Below are 22220 nucleotides of genomic sequence, written 5' to 3'. Positions count from 1 at the left end.
ACTACTTCGTTAGATTCCCTTCCGTATCACGTTTATTTGTACTATTGCAGTCATGACAGCAACAGGCACGACCGACACAGCGGCCGGCCTCCCATAAATCTAAATTGTGAATGGTCTGTTTGGCTGTATTTTCAATCGACTGATCGTCGCTGGGATTATTGGCTACTTTAATACCTAGTTCCGCAGCACTTGCTAAGTCGATATGGGCAGTAGATTTCGATCGGGTGATCACATGCTTTACGCCCATTTGTTTAAGAGAAATAAGTAAGGACTTGCCCAAAACATCTGTTCCCGAAACAATAATAACAGTCTTTCCTGCGCAATAAGGTAGGGTGGAAGCATTCAACGCATTCGAAATAAGCGTTAAATCATGCGTTTTGGCATTTGATCGAACAAGGTGTTCTTTTTCATCGACATTTATACTGTAAGCGGTGGCTTTCATAGTGCTGATTCGTTATCGCTATTTTTATAGCGCCGAAACAAAGCTAAATTGAATCGAGCACGAACACGATGAATCCTGTCATACAAAAAAGTAATATTCATTACTTTTTTGTATGACAGGATAAACACACCTCAATAATCATTGCTTAATAGTACTCAGCTTAGAAATAGAATGAATACGAATTGCATTCCCCTCTTTTGAAAGTAATTTTTCCTCTTTAAAATCTGCTAAGGTTCGGCTAATCGTTTCATTAGCTGTCCCCGCAAGGGCCGCAAGATCGTCCCTGGAAATACGGATCACACATTCGTCGGCATTTTGGTCTCCTAAAAATTTTTTCGATACAACCACCAAGGCGTCGGCAACCCTTTTTCGTACAGTGTGATAAGCCAACCGTAGCAATTGCTCCTCCTTTTCCCGTATGTTTTCAGAAAGTAAACCAATAAATTTCTGAGCAATGGCCGGGTTTTGGTATAGCAGCTCAAAAAAAACATCCTTATTAATCAAACATAGTTCCGTTTCCTCAATCGTTTGGGTATTATCAGAATATTTTTCATGTGCCAAAAGTGCCTCATAACCAAAATAATCTCCCGTTGTAAAGATATTAGTAGATAATTCGCGGCCATCATGATAAAAGAGATAGCTTCTAACTTTTCCGGATTTAACCTTGTAGATATAAAGCGGATTGTCCCCTTCTTCATAAATGCTCTGCTTTTTTTTATAATTTTTTGCCCTTCCTTTAAGATGCAAATCGTTGAGGAGATTATTTTGATCTTCTTCACTTACTATATGCAAAGGTTTCCTTTTATCAGTAATCTCCTTCTTTCTCAGTCTCGTTTCGATCGCATTAAGCAATTCTATGTCGTCAAAAGGTTTCGTCAGGTAATCATCGGCCCCCATTTCCATTGCTTTTCGCATATCGGCACGCTCAGCCTTTGCTGTAAGAAAAATAAAGGGAATGCTTGCAGTTTCCTGATGCTTTCCTAATAGAAACAAAACACCGTAACCATCCAGGTTAGGCATCATAATATCGCAAAGTATAATATCAGGTTTATTTTTTAGTGCCAGATCAACACCTGATCTGCCTTCTGTAGCACTAAACACCCGATACCCGGCCAGTTCCAAAATCTCCGCCGTGCTTTCTCTAATATCATCGTTATCTTCAATGATCAATACATTCTTCATCAAAACTATTTTTTATCTGCTTGCCAAACACATGAACCCATTAATCGATTAATTTTTAAAGATCAATGTAAAAGTCGTTCCTTTATTAACTTCGCTCTTGCACATTACTTCACCTTTCATTAAATGTACGTATCGCTTTACGATATTCAATCCAAGACCCGTACCTGGAATATTTCCTGTGTTATTCGCTCTAAAAAAGGGTTCAAATAGGTTTTTTTGTTCATCATATGGAATTCCTATCCCATTATCTTTGATTGTAATAATACAGGAATCTCCGTTTATTTCGCTATTGAACTCAATAAACGTGTTTTCACCCGAATATTTGATAGCGTTTGAAATAAGATTAAGAATGCTATTCTTGAGAAGATTCGGGTCGATTCGAAATTTACCAATCTCACCGGTATGCTGGTAAACAATATGTTGATTCTGCTTCGCCAAAAGCTGCATTTCTTCAATAATATCTTCTGCTAATCTAATTAAATTGACTTCTTCCTCAACAGCAGTGACTTTTCCTGCTTCCAGACGTTCCAAGGATAGAAAATCGTTGAGAATATTCGTAAGCAATTGAACGGATCCTTTAATTTTATTCGTATGCTTGGTAATATTATCAAAATCATGTTTGTCCAGATACTTTTCAATTAAAGATGCGGAAAGTTGTACGGAGCTAAGGGGAGTTCTAAATTCATGAGAAGCCATAGAAACAAATCGGGATTTCATCTGGTTAAGATCCTTTTCCTTTTCTAAAGATAAGCTAACATCCGCTTTCGCTTCCTCTAACTCACCAATCAGTTTAATAAGATCCTTGGTTCGTTCCGTAACCTTCATCTCTAGTTCTGCAGTATATTCTTTTAATTTCTCTTCCGCCTCTTTTTGCTTAGAAAGATCATGAATAAAACCCGTAAAGATTTTCCGATCCTTATAATTCACTTCACTTACTGCTAAACGAAACGGAAAGGTTGTTCCATCCCGACGTTTTCCCCTTACTTCACGACCTATTCCTATAATATGTTTTACACCGGTCGTCAGGTAATTGTGGATATATGAATCGTGCCGACTGCGGTCGGGTTCTGGCATTAACATCGAAATATTATTACCAATGATTTCGCTGTTATCGGAGTAACCGAATAAGGCCATAGCAGCCGGATTGATTGACTCTACAATCCCCTTGTTGTCAATTGTAATAATACCATCAATCGCATTGCGAATAATCGCCTCAAGTAGCTTCCCTGTTTCCATATAAACACCTTAAGCACCCAATATAAATACTTTTACTGTAACAAAAAAGGCGCGTTTAAAACGCGCCCTACGATTTTTGCAAAACGAAATTTTATTTTTTATTCTTACCTGCTTGTTGCTGCTGACGCATATAATCTTCCATTCTTTTTTGAAAGGTTGATTTTTTACTTGACTCCGGCCTCTTTTTATTGGCCTGTATCATCGCATGTATTTTCTCATCATTAATCGATTGTCTGATGAAAAATTGTGTAACAAAGGTTAAACAAGTTGACAAGAAATAATAATAATTAAGACCTGCGGGATAGCTATTCAATACAAAGAAAAATATTAGAGGCATGAAATAACCTATATATTTCATTTGTCCGGTTGCACCCGAAACCATATTGTTATACCAAGTGGATAGGAGGGTAGCGCACGTCATCAATATACACATTAAACTAATGTGATTTATATTGATAACCGGTATCATCGGAAAATTAATGATTGAGTCATAGGTCGAAAGATCTTTCATCCAAAGAAAACTCTCTCCTCGTAACTCAAAAAGATTGGGAAAGAAAAAGAAAAAAGCAATCATGAAAGGCATTTGTAAAACCATAGGAATACATCCTCCCATTGGGTTTACCCCAGCTTGCTTATACAGCTTAAGATATTCCTGCTGTAAAAGCGTTTGATTATCTTCACCTACCTTGGCTTTAATTTCATCCATTTCGGGTTTCAATACGCGCATTTTTGCCATTGAAACGTAGGATTTATAAGTGAGCGGTGAAAGTACCAGCTTCAGCAATACAGTTAATACGAATATAATAAGGCCGTAATTCCAGTTAAAACCCTCCAACAAATTAAAGACTGGAAGGGTGATAAAACGGTTGATCCATTTCATCGGACCCCAACCCATGTTGATTTGCTTTTCTAGATCGTGTCCTTGATCCTTCAAGATACTGAACTTATTCGGTCCAAAGTAAAAAGACATTGGATACGTGTTAACATCCTGTCTGTTAAAATCAAGGCTCATGTTCGCGGCAAACGATTTTACAATTTCATCGTTATTAACTGTTGTCACCTTCAGCGAGCCTCCGCTAAAGCCATTCTTAGCAATCAATACATTGGAAAAATAATGTTGCTTAAAAGATACCCAATCGGTTTTCCCTAAATCCTTTGTTTCATCTTTTGTGGTGCTTAATTCGTTTACATCCCCATCAAACTCTTTAAAGTAAGCAGTAGAACGATTTCGCTCGTCCTTCATGTCCTTTTCCTTCTGAGGAAGATCGGCTTGCCAATTTAATACCAATTTAGTTTCCGTAGGGGCTACTACATCTTGCATGCCTTTAGTTGCAATCGTGAACCCCAATTGATGACTATTTCCTTTCAAGCTATAGATATAGTCTATGTATTTATTCTCGGCATAGCTTAATCGCATCGTGAGAGAAGCCGAATCCGTGTTTTTTACAATAATGGGAGCCTTAGTCTGCGGTCTAAAATAAAGGTCGTTTGTATTTATATTGACACCGGCAGTAGAAAATTGTAAACCAAAGCGATTTTTATCGCCTCCAAATAATACCAAAGGTTTTCCAAGGTAATCTTTTTCTCCTTTTACTTCAACAGATTTAACGCGGCCACCCTTTGTACTGATTGTTGCTTTGATAAATTCATTTTCAAGCGAAATAAGTTCTTCGTTTCCCACTTTCGCGCCACCAAAAGGACCCGACATTTGCGTCGAATCTACTGTAGAGGCCTCTAAACCTTGTTGTGCCGCAAAAAGACTATCCGTCGTTTTTTTTGTTTCAGGACTTTTGGCCTGCGCTATGGAATCCTGTAGCTGTTGTTCCTTTTTAATCTCCTCTTCCGAGGGTTTCATAAAAAATACCGAACCTGCCAAGATGATCATAATCAGGAACAGGCCAGTAAAGGTATTTCTATCCATCTTTTAATATTACTGAATCAGTCTAAAATATATTTATTGAAATTGACTATATTTATTTCAAATTGTTACCGTTTCCCCGCTTTTATTAAAGAAGCGGCCACAAAGTTAACAAAAAGTGGGTGAGGATTTGCTACTGTTGATTTTAATTCCGGATGAAATTGGCCCCCCACAAAAAAGGGATGGTCTTTCAGCTCGATAATCTCCACTAAATTATTGTCAGGATTGATACCGGAGGCGATCATGCCCGCTTTTTCATATTGTTTTAGATAGTCATTGTTAAATTCATAACGATGTCTATGTCGCTCACTGATACGCTGCTTCCCATAAATGGCAGATGCCTTGGTACCTTTTTTTAGCTCACAGGGATAGGCCCCAAGACGCATAGTTCCTCCCATGTTTTTTATATTTTTTTGATCTTCCATTAAGTTAATAACCGGATGTTTGGTTTTTTTATCCATCTCATAACTATTGGCATCTTTCAATCCTAATACATTTCTTGCAAACTCGATCACCGCTACCTGCATGCCCAAGCAAATACCAAAAAACGGAATATTATTTTCCCGCACATATTTGATAGCAGCAATTTTACCTTCCAAGCCACGCTCTCCAAAGCCGGGAGCCACCAATACGCCATCTAAGCCCTTTAATTTCTCTTCAACATTGTCGTTATTAACACTCTCTGCAGCTATACTTCTTACGGTTACCTTACACTCATTTTGCGCACCTGCGTGTATGAAGGATTCGTTGATTGATTTATAGGCATCGGGAAGCTCCACATATTTACCTACCAAACCTATCTTAACCTCTGCTGTCGGGTTTTTCACCCTTCCTAAAAAGGCTTTCCAGTTTTCTAAATCCGGTTCATTTTTGTTGGAAAGTTTCAACTTCGCCAATACTGTTTTGTCCAATTGTTCTTTTAACATTAAAAGAGGAACATCATAAATCGACGAGGCATCGGCAGATTCAATAACGGCGTTTATATTTACATTGCAGAATAATGCGATTTTTTTCCGAATATCATGCCCTATACGGTGTTCTGTCCGGCAAACTAAAATATCCGGTTGGATGCCATACTCCAATAACATCTTAACCGAGTGTTGCGTCGGCTTTGTTTTTAATTCACCTGCAGCAGCAAGATAGGGTACAAGTGTTAAATGAATCACCAATGAGTCGTTGTTACCGAGCTCCCAACGCAGCTGTCTTACCGCCTCAATAAAAGGTAAGGACTCAATATCGCCTACAGTACCCCCGAGTTCGGTGATGACAATATCATATTCACCTGTCTCCCCCAATAAGCGCATCCGACGTTTGATTTCATCTGTGATGTGAGGTACTACTTGAACTGTTTTTCCCAAATAATCCCCTGCACGCTCACGTTCAATCACATGTTGGTAAATACGACCGGTCGTCACATTGTTCGCCTGTGATGTCGATGTATTCAAAAAACGCTCATAATGACCCAAATCAAGATCTGTTTCGGCACCGTCTTCTGTCACATAACACTCACCGTGCTCATAAGGATTCAAAGTACCTGGATCGATGTTGATGTAGGGATCAAATTTCTGGATAGTAACCCTGTATCCTCTTGCCTGAAGTAGTTTGGCTAATGAAGCTGAAATAATACCTTTACCTAAAGATGAAGTAACACCGCCCGTAACAAAGATGTATTTGGTCATGATATAAAAATGGAAAATTAGTGCTGTTTTATTAAAATAAAGTTAATTACAGCCTGTCTTGTACGGGGTACAAAAGTAGAATTTTTTTTGGTCTTTTTTGTCATATATTGATTAAATCTTAGCAAATATTGGTAAGTGGTTGAGTTGTTGAATGGTTGAGTAGTGGAGTCGTTAATTAGCCAATGTGATGATTAGCCAATGTGAAAATGGGCTTTTACGAACATAAAACTTATAGCCTACAGCTTAATGTACTTGTTACTGAAAGCGGAAAGCCGATAGCTTATCAAAATAATTTACTATTTTTACCGTCATAATCAAAACGATACATTTTGGATTTTAGCGAATTTAATTTTGATGATAGGCTATTAGAAGGGCTCATGAGTATGGGCTTCAAAACACCCACCCCAATCCAACAACAGGCAATACCTATCATCGCAGAGAAACACGATCTCATCGCTTGTGCGCAAACAGGCACAGGAAAAACGGCATCTTATTTATTACCTTTAATGGATGCTATTTGCAAGAATGAGGATAGGCCATCAATAAGCGCGCTTATCTTAGCACCTACGCGCGAGCTCGCCCTGCAAATCGATCAGCAGATTCAAGGCTTAGCCTATTTTACCGGGATCACCTCGATTGCTGTATATGGCGGGGGAGATGGAGTTGGCTATGAACAACAACGCCGATCCTTAAAGGAAGGAGTGGATATCGTGATTGCCACGCCCGGGCGGCTGATAGCGCATATGTCATCGAGTGTGGTTAGACTGGAAAAGATCGATTTTTTAATCTTGGATGAAGCAGATCGTATGTTAGACATGGGCTTTAAGGATGATATCATGCGCATTGTTAGGCAGCTCCCTGAACAAAGACAAACTTTATTGTTTTCGGCAACTATGCCTCAGAAAATACGCTTATTTGCAAAGGCTTTACTGCAAAATCCGCAACAGGTTAATATAGCGATTTCTCAACCAGCTGAAAAAATAAAACAGCAATACTTCAGAACGTTCGATGAGCAGAAAGTAAATCTATTAAAGCATATTTTATCGACAGATAATTTTTATAGCATTATTATTTTCTGTGGCACCAAAGAAAATGTTAAGCTTTTGGAAAAAGAATTATTCAAAAATAATCTGAAAGTCAGAGCTTTTCATTCAGACTTACAACAAGACGAACGAGAGCAGATTTTGCTTGATTTCAAGAATCGAAAATTAAATATTTTGGTGGGTACGGATGTGCTTTCACGAGGAATTGATATAGAAGGAATCGACTTGGTCGTCAATTATGATGTTCCGGGTGATCCTGAAGATTATATTCATCGCATAGGTAGAACTGCCCGTGCTGAACGAACAGGCACAGCTATTACTTTTGTCAATAACAGGGACTTTAGAAAGTTACTTTCTATTGAAAAAATGATGGATAGAAAAATAGAAGAGGTACAACTGCCTGAATTTCTTGGAGAAGGACCTCAAATTATCCCTATTCAGGATACAAAAAGAAAGAAGAAACGATCAAGTTTTAAAAAGAGAAACGATAAATTCCGAAATAAACGTACCGCAGCTTCCGGAGACAATAAAGATTCCAAAGCATCTTAAAACCTTTGTTTTACATGGTTTATGGTAACGAATTTATTAAGAAAAATACACGTAAGAATTTATATTTTCTGGGTTGTCTTTTTTTTTGTATTATTTTATCCAATGCTATGGATAACTGCAAAAAACCCGCAGAAACATTTCTCGTTAATTGCAGGCGTTCGTAGAAAAATCGCGAAGCTAAGTGCTTTTTGCAGCGGATTCTTTTTTAAGATTAAAGCTTCAGCAAACATTAATTGGAAACGCCCTTATATTATCTGCGCAAATCACACGTCCATTCTAGATATTTCGGCTTTAGTTATTTACTGCAACCAGGACATTATTTTTATGGGTAAAGCAGAACTTCTTAACAATCCGATCACACGTATGTTCTTTAAAACGATCGACATTCCTATAGATCGAAACAGTAAAATTTCTTCTTACAGAGCCTTTAAAATGGCGCAACAAAAATTAGACGAGGGTAGGAGCATTGTCATCTTTCCGGAGGGTAAAATTGATGACAATTATCCGCCCGTTTTACAATCGTTTAAAAACGGACCATTTAGATTAGCCATCGAAAAGCAGGTCCCTATACTTCCCATTGTCATTCACAATTTATGGAAATTATTATGGGACGAAGGAAAGCGCGGAAGCCGACCTGGGTGTTCTTTTATAGAAAGACTATCCCCCATAGAAACACAACAGTTTAAAATTGATGATGTCGATGATCTAAAAGATTACGTTCGCTCCCTATTTGAAAAGCAATTAAATTCCGATCTTTAGTGTAACAAAATAATGCTTTTGAAGTCTCATCGTTATATCATTATCAATTTATGTCATCACCGCTTATAGATATCAAAGAGATAGGAAGAAAATATGTCATTGGAGCTGAAACCATTCATGCGCTAAAATCGGTAACCTTGCAAATCAACAAGGGCGAATTTGTGGCGCTAATGGGGCCCTCCGGCTCGGGCAAGTCTACTTTAATGAATATCTTAGGTTGTTTAGATACACCAACACGAGGAGAGTATGTTTTAAATGGCATAAAAGTAAGCGATATGACAGACGATGAATTGGCAGAAGTTCGTAACAAAGAAATTGGCTTTGTTTTTCAAACCTTCAACCTATTGCCTCGCTCCACCTCATTAGACAACGTTGCACTTCCCTTGATCTATGCCGGTCTGAATAAAACTGAAAGAATTGAAAAAGCGCAGAAGGCTTTAGAAAGTGTAAACCTTGGAAACCGTGTCGATCATAAGCCAAATGAATTGTCGGGGGGGCAGAGGCAGCGTGTTGCTATTGCCCGCGCTTTGATAAATGACCCTTCTATTATTCTCGCTGACGAACCAACGGGAAACCTAGACACCAAGACTTCGGTTGAAATCATGGGACTGCTGGAAGAAATTCATTCCAAAGGTAATACCATTGTTTTGGTAACTCACGAAGAAGATATCGCACAACATGCACATCGTATTGTCCGTATGAGGGATGGTCTGATAGAAGACGATTATCCAAATCCTGAAATTAAGAATGTTTCTCCTCGCTTGGCAGCATTAAGAGAAAAAGGCACTGATTTCGAAGGAATCTAACAGCTTGCATGCGTTGTATAGTCTAATAAAGTTCCGGATAAATTTTCTTGGAATATCCAGTCGTGAATGTACGACCATCGAAAACACTAAATAACCAACATAAGGTGAAAATATATACAAAAACCGGGGATACCGGATTAACCTCCCTCATAGGAGGTACCAGAGTACCGAAACATCATTTGAGAGTAGAATGTTATGGAACAATCGATGAATTGAACGCTCACATCGGCCTAATTATAAGCTATGAAATAGGTGGTGAATTAAAAAAGGAGTTGTTGGAAATACAATACCTACTTTTTGCTATTGGCGCTTTACTTGCAGCTGATCCGGAAAAGTCAAAGATGAAACTGTACACTATTGCGAACGACGATATTAAGTTTTTGGAAAAAGCTATTGATCATATGGACCATGAACTTAAACCCTTAAAAAATTTCATATTACCGGGAGGAAGTTCCATCGTTTCGCAGGTACATATTGCGCGTTGTATTTGCCGAAGAGCGGAACGTATTGTCGTACATTTAGCAGCTTCATCCGAAGTATCGGGAAATATCATTATTTATCTTAACCGCCTGAGTGATTATCTTTTTGTACTGGCGAGAAAAATTGCCAAAGATAACAACACACAAGAGGTTATCTGGAATCCTCGTTAGCAATTATAAAATGGGCCAATGTACGATATTCATCGCCTACAGTTGGCCTGCTTATCTTATTTTAATTGTTTAACTTTACCTAAATCTCTTGGCTCATCTATGGCTACGGTTTCGACCAACGTTTCTGCTGTTTTAATACGATAACCATTTTCAATCCAGCGCAATTGCTCGAGGGATTCTGCTTTTTCCAAACTTGAAATAGGAAGTGCGGTTAACGCTTCCAATATTTCACAACGATAACCATAAATACCAATATGTTTATAGAATTTATGACGTTCAAGCCATTTCTCTGTCGGAATTCCTCTTAAAAACGGTAAAGTAGCGCGACTGAAATAGATGGCTTCTCGTTCTGTATTAAGCAATACTTTTGGACTATTATTATTGAACAACTCTTCATCGTCTTTTATTTCCTTCACAAGCGTTGCAATTTGTGTATCCTTGTCTTCGAAACAACCAGCCAATAAATCGATTTGGCTCGGGTCAATATAAGGTTCATCCCCCTGTATATTAATCGCTACATCGAAAGATCTTTCTTTTGAGATCACCTCCGCGCAACGATCAGTGCCGCTTTGATGTGTATTGGCAGTCAAAATCACATTGCCACCAAAGTCGCGCACATGAACGGCAATCCGATCGTCATCGGTAGCAACCACAACATACTTAAGAGTGGACGCTTTGAGTGCCTGTTCATAGACTCTCCTGATCATACTTTTTCCGTTTATATCGATCAGCGGTTTGCCGGGAAAACGTGTTGAAGCATAACGCGCGGGAATGATACCTATAATATTCATGTACTTGCTATTCGTTAATTATTCACAGACAGAACGCCGCGAGACTAGCGACGCCCTAAAGCCCTTTCAAAACAACCCATTTAAATTCTTTTCGATTTCCTGGATGACAAATCCCAGATCTTCGGGATTATTAGCAAAATCCAATTTATCCTTATCTAGAATGAGAAGCTTACCCTCCTGGTAATTGCTAATCCATTTCTGGTATTTGTCGTTCAGTTTTGAAAGATAATCTAAGCGAATCCCAGCTTCGTAGTCGCGTCCTCTAAGTTGTATATTGTCAACTAAAGTAGGAACAGAAGCTTTCAAATAAATCAACAAATCCGGTGCCTTAATAAAAGATACAATACTCTCGAATATATCACTGTAGTTCTGAAAGTCGCGTGTAGTCATTAGTCCCATATCATGCAAATTCTCTGCAAAAATATAGGCATCTTCATAAATGGTACGATCCTGAATAATATTTGCATTTCTTTTCTGCAATTCAACGATATGGCGAAAGCGGCTATTAAGGAAAAATATTTGAAGATTAAAAGACCAACGCTTCATATCGCTATAAAAATCCTCTAGATAAGGGTTATCTTCTACTTCTTCAAATTGTGGCTCCCAACCTAGGTGTTTGGCCAATAAACCCGTCAAGGTTGTTTTACCTGCGCCTATATTTCCTACAATCGCTATATGCATTTTTCGTTATTCGTTTCTGGTTATTTGTTATTGTTGCTTGACGCTGCTAAGCAGCCCTTTAATTCCGTGCTTTTAAAACGCTTTAAATCCAATGATTTCCCTAACATCCCTGATGGTTCTTCGGGCACTTTCTCTAGCTTTTTCCGCCCCAATATCAACGACCCGCCGAATATAGGAGGCATCGGCTTCAATTTCCTCGATACGTGAGCGCATTGGCTCCGTTGCTATCACCATATCCTCCGCTAATTGTTTTTTAAAATCACCATAGCGAATTTGACATTTATTGTAAAGGTCGTCAAAATGCGCAAGTGTATCAGCTGACGAAACTACATTCATTAAGTCAAATAAATTCTGTATTTCTACAGGTTTAACTTGATTTTCTTGCGTCGGGCCACCATCTGTAACAGCACGCATCACTTTCTTACGAATCGCTTCCGGTTTATCCGATAAGTAAATGCAATTCGCATCGCCCTCCGATTTACCCATTTTTCCTTTTCCGTCCAGACCTGGTATTTTTACTAAATTGTTGCTGTAGCTAAAAGCATAAGCTTCCGGAAAATAATCGTGTTTATACATTCTATTAAAGCGATTCCCAAAAGTACGCGTCATCTCTAAGTGCTGCTCCTGATCCTTTCCAACCGGCACCTTCGTTGCCTTATGCAAGAGAATGTCAGCAGCCATTAAAACGGGGTAGGTAAGCAATCCCGCATTTACATTATCCGGATTAGCGCGTACCTTATCTTTGAAGGAGGTAGCCCTTTCCAGTTCTCCCAGGTACGCGTTCATATTTAAGTAAAGATATAGTTCAAGAACCTCCGGCACATCCGACTGCACGTAAATAGTTGCCTTCTCAGGATCAATACCCGCAGCCAGATATTCAACGATCACTTGCTTTACATTACCATGTAAATTTTCAGGGGTAGGATGGGTCGTTAATGAATGTAAATCAGCAATAAAGAAGAAGCAGTTATATTCTTCTTGCATTTTGATAAAATTCTTAATTGCGCCATAATAATTCCCTAAATGTAGTTTTCCGGTACTTCGGATTCCACTGACAACTGTTTCCATATAGGGGCGAAAATAAAGAATTCTTCCTACATTTTTCGGATAAAAAATGCAAACATCAAAATGAACGCTTGTAAAAAAAACACAATTTGCCTAAGTTTGATCGCTATTTTAGATTACTTCTCATGACACCGCAAGAACTGAAAGAATATTTTGACAACAATCCACCACCTTTCGAAGTAGAATGGATGCCATGGGCCAAGATCATTAATACAAAAAGATTCCTGGAAGCTTGTTATACAGCGATCAGTGTGTATAAAGGTAATTATCAAAATTGCCCGGACTATTGGCATTTACTCGAATTCTACAATTCATCGATCGGTCAAAAAGCCGATATCTAATTTTATCGGTAAAATAACCGATAAAATTAGACCAGTTTTGATTGAACCTCAAGGCACTAGTTGAAAGATCCAAATTGGTAGGGTAATTATTCTCAAATACTATTAGTCTATAAACGACGAAGTCTCAGTTTCCACTGAGACTTCATGTTCACGTACCCCGGAAGGGATTCGAACCCCTGACCCACGGTTTAGAAAACCGTTGCTCTATCCAACTGAGCTACCGAGGCCTACTTCTTAAAAGCGATGCAAAGCTAATAAAATCTTTTATTTCCTACACACATTATACAAAATATTTTTTTCAAAAATGGGCCTCTAGGTATTCTTTTAGGGCTTTTGCATTGTTATGTTCTTTATTATGAGCAGCATAAAGCAGCGTAACCACGTTCTCTTCTTTTAACCGCTTTATGATACTATTTATATCCTTATTGCTTTCAATCTCCAGATCATATTCCCGTTTAAAATCGTCCCAATTTTCCAAACCTTGATGATAACGCTTCCTTAGCTCGGTTGAAGGAGCTAAATTTTTCAACCATTCGTTTAGCTGCGCATTTTCTTTTTTTACGCCTCTCGGCCACAGCCGATCAACAAGTACCCGATAACCATCGGCCTTATCGGGTGTTTCATAAATACGTTTTAATTTAAAAGTAGGCATATCTTATCGTGCTTCATGTTATATTACTAACAATTTTCAAATACTATTGTGTTGATGGATTCACACAATCGATTGTTTTGCACTAAAGTGTTCAAAATACACAATTATTTCATTTATCTCTTGTATATCTTCCAAAATATAGCTTATTTAGTAAACTAATCACTATAAACTAGTAAGCAGAGCCAATTTACAACAAGAAATGAATAAAAAACTTGCCCTCTTATCAATTCTGACGTACACCAGTTTCATTCTTTCAGCCCAAGAAGTGGCAGATTATACGCAAACCATTAACGGAACGAAGCTAAATTTCACCATGAAAGCAATTCCTAAAGGGAGTTTCAAAATGGGAAGTGAAAAAGGCAACCCCGATGAAAAGCCCGTACATGAAGTCACATTAGATGCCTATTGGATTGGAACCCACGAGGTCACCTGGGATCTCTTTGAACCCTTTCTTTATAAAGATTACGAGGTAACGCAGAGTATTGACGGCAAAGTTCCCTCCAACGTAGATGCTGTCACCCGTCCTACAAAACCTTATTTAGACATGACCTTTGGCATGGGCAAAGAAGGCCATCCGGCAATTGCGATGACACATTATAACGCGATTCAATTTTGCAAATGGCTCTATGAGCGAACCGGCGTGTTCTATCGTCTACCTACGGAGGCGGAGTGGGAGTATGCTTGTCGGGCAGGTAGCACCGATGAATATGCTTTTGGGGATGACGATGGTAAATTGGGAGAGTACGCATGGTTTACAGCTAACAGCAACGGAACTACACATAAAGTAGGTGAGAAAAAGCCAAATGCTTGGGGATTGTATGATATGCATGGTAATGTATCAGAATGGACTTATGATCAATACGACGAAGTGTTTTACGCATCATCACCTGCAGTAAACCCCGCGAATAAACCCACTAAATTATACCCGCACAGCGTGAGGGGAGGAGCCTACGATGATGAAGCAACGGCATTACGTTCAGCAGCTCGCTTGGCTTCAGATCCTGCTTGGAAACAGCTCGACCCACAAATACCGAAAAGTAATTGGTGGTTTCCCGAAGCACCTTTTGTTGGCTTCCGTTTAGTACGGCCTGCAGTTCAGCCAGCGAAGGAAGAGATAGAAGCTTATTACAACCAAGCACCTATACCTGATAAATAATCGATTAACAGATAATAACAAACAATAAACCGAAATGAATAAATTGAATCTTTACCAACAGCGACGGGATTTCTTAAAAACTTCCGCCGTCATTGCTGGCAGCACAATGTTAAGCAGCATTCCTTTTATGGGACACTCTTCTGTCAATGACACTATTAAAATTGCGTTAATAGGTTGTGGTGGGCGGGGTACGGGAGCAGCATCTCAGGCGCTTTCTACTAAATTTAACCTCCAGCTTGTCGCCATGGCGGATGCATTTAGAGATCAACTCGATAACAGTCATAAGGACCTTTCTGAAAAATTCAAGGATAAGGTAAATGTACCGGAAGATCATAAGTTTGTTGGTTTTGATGCTTATGCAAAAGCCATTGCTTTGGCGGATGTGGTTATCTTGGCTACCTCACCTGGTTTTAGGCCGATACATTTTGAGGAAGCAATTAAACAAGGCAAACACGTGTTTATGGAAAAACCGGTCGCTGTTGATGCTCCTGGTATACGAAAGGTATTGGCGACTGCAGAAGAAGCGAAGAAAAAAAAGCTGAATGTTGTTGTTGGTTTACAACGTCGATATCAGAAAAATTATCGGGAGGCTATTAAACGCATACACGACGGCGAGATTGGCGATATTGTGGGCGGACAGGTCTACTGGAACAGCGGAGGTGTTTGGGTACGCCCGCGTAAACCTGACCAAACTGAAATGGAGTACCAAATGCGTAATTGGTTTTACTTCAATTGGCTCTGTGGCGATCATATCGTTGAACAGCATGTTCATAACATTGATATTGCCAACTGGGTCAAAGGTTCTTACCCGGTCTCTATACAAGGTACGGGAAGCAGAGCTTGGCGTACAGGAAAAGAGTACGGCGAAATCTATGATAACCATTCAATTGAATTGACCTATGCGGATGGTTCCGTCATTTACAGTCAATGTAGGCATTTCGAAGGAACTCAGAACCGGGTAGATGAAACATTTTTCGGTACAAAAGGGAAAGCTTATTTATCTGCCAGCAATACCGGCAAGCTCTGGGATCACCAAGGCAATTTATTATTCAATCACCCGACGAAAGGACAAGCCAATCCTTATCAAACAGAACATGACGAATTGTTCGAAACAATTAGTAAAGGGGAGTATAAACATTGGGATGCCGAGTACGGTGCTAAAAGTACGCTTACGGGAATCATTGGTCGTTACGCAACCTATTCAGGGCAAGTTATAAAATGGGATGACGCATTAAATGCGGATAATTCCCTGATGCCTGAAACATTAACCTGGGATGCCAAACCCAAAATATTACCGAACGAAAATGGTCTCTATCCGGTAGCTCAGCCTGGATTATTCCATTGGGAAAAAGCGTAATACCCTACTTCATGAACAAAACAGGCATCATCAATAGTTGGCAAAAGTTTTCATTCTCCATCACTATGGTATGCTTGTTTTGTTCCTTTTCACAATATGCTCATGAAGAAGGCAAGCATCAAATAACGGGATATGCTCAAGGAACCAGTTATCAAATCACCTATTATAATAGCGCGTCCAACATTCGAAAAGAGAGTATCGATAGCCTATTGGCCGGGATCGATAGCTCCATGTCAATATATAAACCCTATTCGCTTATCAGCCAATTCAATAAGAGCGACAAAGGTGTCGTAATTGATGCTGATTTTCGCACGGTTGTCGAAAAATCGTTACAAATATCCCGGGAAACCGGTGGTTTATTTGATATAACTGTCGGTCCTTTGGTGGAGGCATGGGGTTTCGGACATAACGCCATCACACACTACCCGGACAGCTTAGAAATTGCGACCATTAAAGGTTGTGTCGGCTCTTCACTGTTGAAACTTAAGGGAAATTTCCTTTACAAAAAAAAGCCTTGCGTATGTATCGACGTAAATGGTATCGCGCAAGGGTATAGCGTTGATAAAGTGGCAAGCTTTCTGAAAGAAAAAGGAATAAGATCTTTTATCGTTGAAATAGGAGGAGAGTTGCGTATTGAGGGCAGAAAAGAGGATGGAAGTGCCATGAAAATCGGTATTGAAGGCCCTGCCGAAAACAACGGAGACCCCGTTATCCGTCATGTTGTTGCACTAAACCAAGGAGCTATTACAACGTCCGGAAACTATCGAAAATTCAAAAAAAATGGGTCCAAAAAAATTTCGCATCTTATTGATCCGCGTACGGGCTTCCCATTAGATAATGAATTGATAAGTGTTACACTTTATGCAATGGATGCGATAACGGCTGATGGATATGATAATGCAGTTATGGCCATGAATTTACCAGATGCGCTCGATTTTGTGTCGAAACAGCCTAATTTAGAAGCCTATATCATATACCACGACAGGCAAGGGAATGTATTAGACACCATGACCCATGGATTTAAACCCCTGCTGGTGAAATGAGATGGAGGAGTTCTCAAAAAAGAGAAAAAGATTTAAATGGCGATGATAGCTGCTTGCTACTTGATGCCTAATAGTTGATATAATAGAAAACAAATGAAAAGAAGTGAATTTCTACAGAAAGGATTAATGGCTACCGGCGCACTTGTCGCCGGCGGTTCGCTAACGAGTAATGCATCCTCTCAACCAGGGGTCGAGAAGGCAGCACAAACCTTCAACCTAAATTACGGCCCGCATGACGGTATGTTTAAGAACTTAGCCGGTAGTAATTTTTTAGATCAGATTCAGTTTATGTATGATCAAGGCTTTCGCGGGATTGAAGATAATGGGATGCCCGGTAGATCACCTCAAGAACAGCAAAAAATAGGAGGCCTATTGGCCAAATTGGGTATGGCTATGGGCGTATTTGTCTTAAATAAAGGTGGAAACGGCGCAAACACATTAGCTGCCGGAAAAAAAGAGCATATAGACATTTTTCTAAAAGGTTGTCATGAAGCGGTCGAAGTGTCAAAAAGATGTGGCGGTAAATTAACGACGGTTGTGCCCGGCGACTTCGCAAGAAATCTTTCGCTCGACATTCAAACAGCTAATGTTATTGATGCATTGAGAAAGGGCGCAGAAATTCTTGAACCTCATGGCATTGTTATGGTGCTAGAACCTTTAAGTGATACACCCGATTTATTTTTACGTACTTCGAATCAAACCTACCTTATCTGTCGTGCCGTAAACAGTCCTTCCTGTAAAATACTATATGATATATATCATATGCAACGAAATGAAGGTGATTTAATTGCTAATATGGAACGTACTTGGAGCGAAATTGCTTATATACAAACAGGCGATAACCCGGGCAGGAAAGAACCAACAACAGGCGAAATCAATTATAAAAACGTATTCAAATACCTGCATGAGAAAGGATATAAAGGCGTAGTCGGGATGGAGCATGGTGTATCTGGCAGCGGCAAAGAAGGGGAGCAGCGCTTAATAACGGCCTACCGTGAGGTTGATGCATTTATGTAAAAAAAATGGGGCACCTATTCGGTGTCCCATCGATTGGTTATAAAAATAAAATCTTCTACCTATTTTTTTGTACTATCCTTTTTTAAGCTTTCCTTAATATTATTATAACCTTCTTTCGTTTTGTCGGCTACTTTATTGGCTGCATCTTTAATGTCTGTTCCGGCAGCCTTCGCAGCGTCACCAACATCTTCTTTCGCTGCCTTTAGATCACCTTTAATGCCTTCTCCTGTAGTCTTAGCGTCAGCTTTTACTTCATCCGCTGCCGCATTAATATCTTTCTTCGCTTCTTCTCCAGCTTCTTTCATACTGTCAACACCCTCGTCAATTTGTTCACCAAGCGTAGTGGTATCGGCAACAATGGTATCAGAGGTACCTTCGCTGCTATTAGAAGAATTATTGCAGGCCGAAAACGAGAAGGCTACCGCTAAGGCAGCTAATAAACTTAATTTTTTCATTTGAATAAATTTTTCTTTTAATGGCAATGAAGCTTACATAAATTATCGATATTCTATTGTCTTGGTAATTTATGTAGGTTTCATCTGAATAAATAGTTTTTGTTTACATTTTCAGACATAACAATAAAAATGCCAGATTGTTTATATAGCTGCGTAGTTATTGGTTGAGAAGTGGAGTAGTTGAATCCGAATAACGAACAATCAAGAACTACGAACGATAAACCTCTTTCTTAGCTGCTGCAAGTGTATTCTTCAACAGACCAATAATCGTCATTAAGCCAACACCACCCGGAACCGGGGTAATATAAGACGTTTTGGGTGCTACCTGTTCAAAATCAACGTCACCAAACAGCTTATAACCTGATTTTGTTAAGCTGCTTACTTCTCTGTTGATCCCCACATCGATAATAATTGCACCCTCTTTTACCATATCTGCCGTTACGAAATTCTTTTTACCGATAGCGGCCACGATTAGATCCGCTCGTAGAACCTCTTCTTTCAAATTTTTAGTACGGCTATGTGTCAATGTTACTGTACAATTGCCGGGTTGTGCATTTCGCGCTAAAAGAATACTCATGGGACTGCCGACAATATTGCTTCTCCCTACAACGACGGCATGCATGCCCGCAGTTTCGATGCCATAATGATCTAACATAAGCATAATACCATAGGGGGTAGCAGGAATAAAGCAGGGCAAATTGCGCTGCATGCGCCCCAAATTAACCGGGTGAAAACCGTCTACATCTTTACGATAATCTATCGCCTCGGTTATAATTTCGGGATCGATATGCTTCGGTAGAGGAAGTTGTACAATAACGCCATCAACTGCATTATCTCCATTTAACTCTTTTATTTTTTCAATAAGCTCTTCTTGGGTGATATCATCCTCATAACGGATATTGGTCGATTCAAAACCAACCTGTTGGCAATTTCTCATCTTGCTAGCGACATAGGTTTCGCTACCGCCATCATGGCCAACTAAAATTGCCACCAAATGAGGCTTTCGACCATTTGAGGCAAAAAATTCAGCCGCTTCCCGGGCAATATCTTGTTTAACTTTCTCCGATACGAGCTTACCATCTAGTAATTGCATTTCTTGTTAGTTATGAGTTATCTGTTATTCGTTATTCGTCATAACGTGATTAAATACACAGCCAATAACTAATAACAAACAACAAATAACCAAGATTAATCTAATTTCAACACGGCCATGAAAGCGGATTGTGGAATTTCCACATTCCCAACCTGGCGCATTCTCTTTTTTCCCTTTTTCTGTTTTTCTAACAGTTTTCGCTTACGCGAAATATCGCCTCCGTAACATTTTGCAGTTACATCTTTTCGTAGTGCACGTACATTTTCTCTGGCTATTACCTTAGCACCTATGGAGGCCTGAATGGCTATTTCAAATTGTTGTCTGGGCAAAAGCTCTTTTAATTTCTCACAAATCTTTTTCCCAAACTCGTAGGCATTACTTCGGTGAATAAGGGAGGAGAGTGCATCTACAGGTTCCCCGTTTAACCGAATATCTAATCTGACCAAGTCTGACTGCCGATAACCGATCTGATGATAATCAAATGAAGCATATCCCTTCGAAATAGTTTTCAGTTTATCATAGAAATCAAATACGATTTCGCCCATAGGCATTTCAAACACCAATTCTACTCGATCAGCCGTCAAATAACTCTGGTTAATAATAACGCCTCTTTTTTGGATACAGAGCGACATAACAGGTCCAACAAATTCCGCTTTGGTAATAATGTTGGCTTTAATAAAAGGTTCTTCTACGAATTCTAACTTACTGGGATCCGGTAAATCAGACGGATTATTCACTTTTATTTCGCCATCTTTGGTAGTATGTGCAACGTAAGAAACGTTCGGAACCGTTGTAATAACGGTCATATCAAATTCCCGCTCCAGGCGTTCTTGGATAATTTCCATATGGAGCATGCCTAAAAAGCCACATCGGAAACCAAAACCAAGAGCTGCTGACGATTCAGGTTCAAAGACTAACGAGGCATCATTAAGCTGTAAGCGATGCATGCTTTCCCGTAACTCTTCGAAGTCTTCTGTATCTACAGGATAAATTCCGGCAAAAACCATTGGTTTTACTTCTTCAAACCCCTTGATCGCCTCTTTACTCGGGCGACTCACATGTGTAATTGTATCGCCAACTTTTACTTCACGTGCTTCCTTTATGCCCGAAATAATATAACCTACGTCACCGGTACGGATAACATCTTTTGGAACTTGTGTTAACTTCAATGTTCCGATTTCATCTGCGATATATTCCTTCCCCGTTGCGATAAATTTTACTTTATCGTTCTTTCTAATTTCGCCATTTTCTACCTTGAAGTAGGCCATAATTCCTCGAAAAGAGTTAAAAACAGAGTCGAAGATCAAAGCTTGCAATGGTGCATCGGGGTCACCTACAGGTGCCGGTACCCGTTCAACAATCGCTTGAAGAATCTCAGAAACCCCCATTCCGGTTTTTCCTGATGCCGGGATGATGTCTTCCCGTTTTCCACCAATGAGGTCAACTATCTGATCTTTTACCTCCTCAGGCATCGCACCCGGCAAGTCCATTTTATTCAGAATAGGAATGATTTCTAAATCATGTTCCAATGCCAAATACAAATTAGAAATCGTTTGTGCCTGAATTCCTTGTGAAGCATCAACAATTAGCAAAGCGCCCTCACATGCAGCGATGGAACGAGATACTTCATAAGAAAAATCGACATGTCCGGGGGTATCGATCAGGTTAAGGACATAATCCTGTCCTTCATAACTATAATTCATTTGGATAGCATGGCTCTTAATCGTAATTCCACGCTCACGTTCTAAATCCATATTATCCAAGAGCTGCGCCTGTGCCTCTCTTTGCGTGATGGTATTCGTGTATTCCAATAAACGATCTGCCAAGGTACTCTTCCCGTGGTCGATATGTGCAATGATACAAAAATTGCGAATGTGCTTCATGTAGGGAATAATGCGTATTAAACGGCAAAGATAAATTATTAACTACAATATTCACCATCTCTTTTACTTTTTCTAGGGCAAAACTGCGTCAAGTTTATTTTAACTTCTTTCTTTCTCCGCGAAAGAAAAGAAGCAAAGAAAGCTCGCCGCTTCAAAATTTACAGGAACGATAGTGCCTCCCAGTGCTGACTGTAAATTTTGGAGGCGGCATTTTAGTAAAACGATGGGCTTTTACTTTTAACTAAACGTATTATATCCTCAGCCCTAAATATAGCCTTGATCTTTGCGTCGGTTTGGATCAAGTGGCTGTTGCACTACCTGTTTTTTTAGATTTAAAAGGCTTGGATCTGGTGCATCTTTTATCAGGCATTCTCCGACGCTTTGCCAAGTTAGCAAAGCAGGCGATCAGGTGGCGGTAATAA

21 protein-coding genes and 1 tRNA gene are annotated in these 22220 nt (G+C 39.5%); 9 read left to right on the top strand and 13 right to left on the bottom strand.

Annotated elements, in window-relative coordinates; all coding sequences use genetic code 11:
• Window position 1: 1 nt before the first annotated feature.
• The 5 genes from RYH73_RS22825 to RYH73_RS22805 all read right to left on the bottom strand — a co-directional run bounded on the left by RYH73_RS22825 (window position 2) and on the right by RYH73_RS22805 (window position 6457).
• Window positions 2–442, bottom strand: a complete 441-nt coding sequence (locus RYH73_RS22825; RefSeq protein WP_335315807.1) for a lactate dehydrogenase — start codon at window positions 440–442, stop codon at window positions 2–4.
• Between the two features lie 138 nt (window positions 443–580).
• Complete coding sequence (locus tag RYH73_RS22820; RefSeq protein WP_335315806.1) at window positions 581–1624, bottom strand: response regulator; 1044 nt, start codon at window positions 1622–1624, stop codon at window positions 581–583.
• Between the two features lie 48 nt (window positions 1625–1672).
• Window positions 1673–2860, bottom strand: coding sequence for a PAS domain-containing sensor histidine kinase (locus RYH73_RS22815; protein WP_335315805.1), 1188 nt, complete (start codon window positions 2858–2860; stop codon window positions 1673–1675).
• A gap of 91 nt (window positions 2861–2951) precedes the next feature.
• On the bottom strand, window positions 2952–4781 hold the full coding sequence (gene yidC, locus RYH73_RS22810; RefSeq protein WP_335315804.1) for a membrane protein insertase YidC: 1830 nt from the start codon (window positions 4779–4781) through the stop codon (window positions 2952–2954).
• A gap of 65 nt (window positions 4782–4846) precedes the next feature.
• On the bottom strand, window positions 4847–6457 hold the full coding sequence (locus tag RYH73_RS22805) for a CTP synthase (protein WP_335315803.1): 1611 nt from the start codon (window positions 6455–6457) through the stop codon (window positions 4847–4849).
• A gap of 329 nt (window positions 6458–6786) precedes the next feature.
• Here RYH73_RS22805 and RYH73_RS22800 point away from each other — a divergent pair, with 329 nt between their 5' ends.
• From RYH73_RS22800 to RYH73_RS22785, 4 genes are all read left to right on the top strand, one after another.
• Window positions 6787–8049 (top strand): DEAD/DEAH box helicase, encoded by a 1263-nt coding sequence (locus tag RYH73_RS22800; protein ID WP_335315802.1) that lies wholly within the window; start codon window positions 6787–6789, stop codon window positions 8047–8049.
• Window positions 8050–8151: 102 nt separating this feature from the next.
• A complete protein-coding gene (locus tag RYH73_RS22795; protein WP_335315801.1) occupies window positions 8152–8808 on the top strand; it encodes a lysophospholipid acyltransferase family protein in 657 nt (218 codons plus the stop codon).
• A 50-nt stretch (window positions 8809–8858) separates the two neighbouring features.
• Window positions 8859–9614 (top strand): ABC transporter ATP-binding protein, encoded by a 756-nt coding sequence (locus tag RYH73_RS22790; protein WP_335315800.1) that lies wholly within the window; start codon window positions 8859–8861, stop codon window positions 9612–9614.
• Between the two features lie 104 nt (window positions 9615–9718).
• On the top strand, window positions 9719–10264 hold the full coding sequence (locus RYH73_RS22785) for a cob(I)yrinic acid a,c-diamide adenosyltransferase (protein WP_335315799.1): 546 nt from the start codon (window positions 9719–9721) through the stop codon (window positions 10262–10264).
• A gap of 56 nt (window positions 10265–10320) precedes the next feature.
• On the opposite strand, the gene kdsB is transcribed toward RYH73_RS22785, so the two are convergent.
• The 3 genes from kdsB to trpS all read right to left on the bottom strand — a co-directional run bounded on the left by kdsB (window position 10321) and on the right by trpS (window position 12804).
• Window positions 10321–11055, bottom strand: coding sequence for a 3-deoxy-manno-octulosonate cytidylyltransferase (gene kdsB / locus RYH73_RS22780; RefSeq protein WP_335315798.1), 735 nt, complete (start codon window positions 11053–11055; stop codon window positions 10321–10323).
• A gap of 66 nt (window positions 11056–11121) precedes the next feature.
• The gene (locus tag RYH73_RS22775; RefSeq protein ID WP_335315797.1) at window positions 11122–11736 is read right to left on the bottom strand and encodes a deoxynucleoside kinase; all 615 of its coding nucleotides are present in this window, start codon (window positions 11734–11736) and stop codon (window positions 11122–11124) included.
• A gap of 72 nt (window positions 11737–11808) precedes the next feature.
• Window positions 11809–12804, bottom strand: a complete 996-nt coding sequence (trpS, locus tag RYH73_RS22770; RefSeq protein WP_335315796.1) for a tryptophan--tRNA ligase — start codon at window positions 12802–12804, stop codon at window positions 11809–11811.
• 122 nt (window positions 12805–12926) lie between these two features.
• On the opposite strand from trpS, the gene RYH73_RS22765 reads away from it, so the two are divergent.
• Window positions 12927–13142 (top strand): DUF6965 family protein, encoded by a 216-nt coding sequence (locus tag RYH73_RS22765; protein ID WP_335315795.1) that lies wholly within the window; start codon window positions 12927–12929, stop codon window positions 13140–13142.
• 153 nt (window positions 13143–13295) lie between these two features.
• On the opposite strand, the gene RYH73_RS22760 is transcribed toward RYH73_RS22765, so the two are convergent.
• A tRNA-Arg gene (locus tag RYH73_RS22760) sits at window positions 13296–13369 on the bottom strand.
• A gap of 71 nt (window positions 13370–13440) precedes the next feature.
• On the bottom strand, window positions 13441–13794 hold the full coding sequence (locus RYH73_RS22755; protein ID WP_335315794.1) for a DUF488 domain-containing protein: 354 nt from the start codon (window positions 13792–13794) through the stop codon (window positions 13441–13443).
• 199 nt (window positions 13795–13993) lie between these two features.
• On the opposite strand from RYH73_RS22755, the gene RYH73_RS22750 reads away from it, so the two are divergent.
• From RYH73_RS22750 to RYH73_RS22735, 4 genes are all read left to right on the top strand, one after another.
• Window positions 13994–14950: a formylglycine-generating enzyme family protein gene (locus RYH73_RS22750; protein ID WP_335315793.1), complete on the top strand. Its 957-nt coding sequence runs from the start codon at window positions 13994–13996 to the stop codon at window positions 14948–14950.
• A 34-nt stretch (window positions 14951–14984) separates the two neighbouring features.
• Window positions 14985–16307: a Gfo/Idh/MocA family protein gene (locus RYH73_RS22745; protein ID WP_335315792.1), complete on the top strand. Its 1323-nt coding sequence runs from the start codon at window positions 14985–14987 to the stop codon at window positions 16305–16307.
• A gap of 11 nt (window positions 16308–16318) precedes the next feature.
• Window positions 16319–17350 (top strand): FAD:protein FMN transferase, encoded by a 1032-nt coding sequence (locus tag RYH73_RS22740; RefSeq protein WP_335315791.1) that lies wholly within the window; start codon window positions 16319–16321, stop codon window positions 17348–17350.
• Between the two features lie 93 nt (window positions 17351–17443).
• Window positions 17444–18367, top strand: coding sequence for a hydroxypyruvate isomerase family protein (locus RYH73_RS22735; protein WP_335315790.1), 924 nt, complete (start codon window positions 17444–17446; stop codon window positions 18365–18367).
• A gap of 59 nt (window positions 18368–18426) precedes the next feature.
• Here the strand turns inward: RYH73_RS22735 and RYH73_RS22730 are convergent, their stop codons facing one another.
• The 3 genes from RYH73_RS22730 to lepA form a co-directional block, all read right to left on the bottom strand.
• On the bottom strand, window positions 18427–18822 hold the full coding sequence (locus RYH73_RS22730; protein WP_335315789.1) for a hypothetical protein: 396 nt from the start codon (window positions 18820–18822) through the stop codon (window positions 18427–18429).
• A gap of 208 nt (window positions 18823–19030) precedes the next feature.
• A complete protein-coding gene (locus RYH73_RS22725; RefSeq protein ID WP_335315788.1) occupies window positions 19031–19915 on the bottom strand; it encodes a bifunctional 5,10-methylenetetrahydrofolate dehydrogenase/5,10-methenyltetrahydrofolate cyclohydrolase in 885 nt (294 codons plus the stop codon).
• 95 nt (window positions 19916–20010) lie between these two features.
• On the bottom strand, window positions 20011–21798 hold the full coding sequence (gene lepA, locus RYH73_RS22720; protein WP_335315787.1) for a translation elongation factor 4: 1788 nt from the start codon (window positions 21796–21798) through the stop codon (window positions 20011–20013).
• Window positions 21799–22220 lie beyond the last annotated feature (422 nt).

This window comes from Olivibacter sp. CPCC 100613, assembly GCF_036959255.1.
GTDB lineage: Bacteria > Bacteroidota > Bacteroidia > Sphingobacteriales > Sphingobacteriaceae > Olivibacter.
Note: the sequence above shows the minus strand (reverse complement) of the source record. Positions and strands in the feature narration are given on the sequence as shown.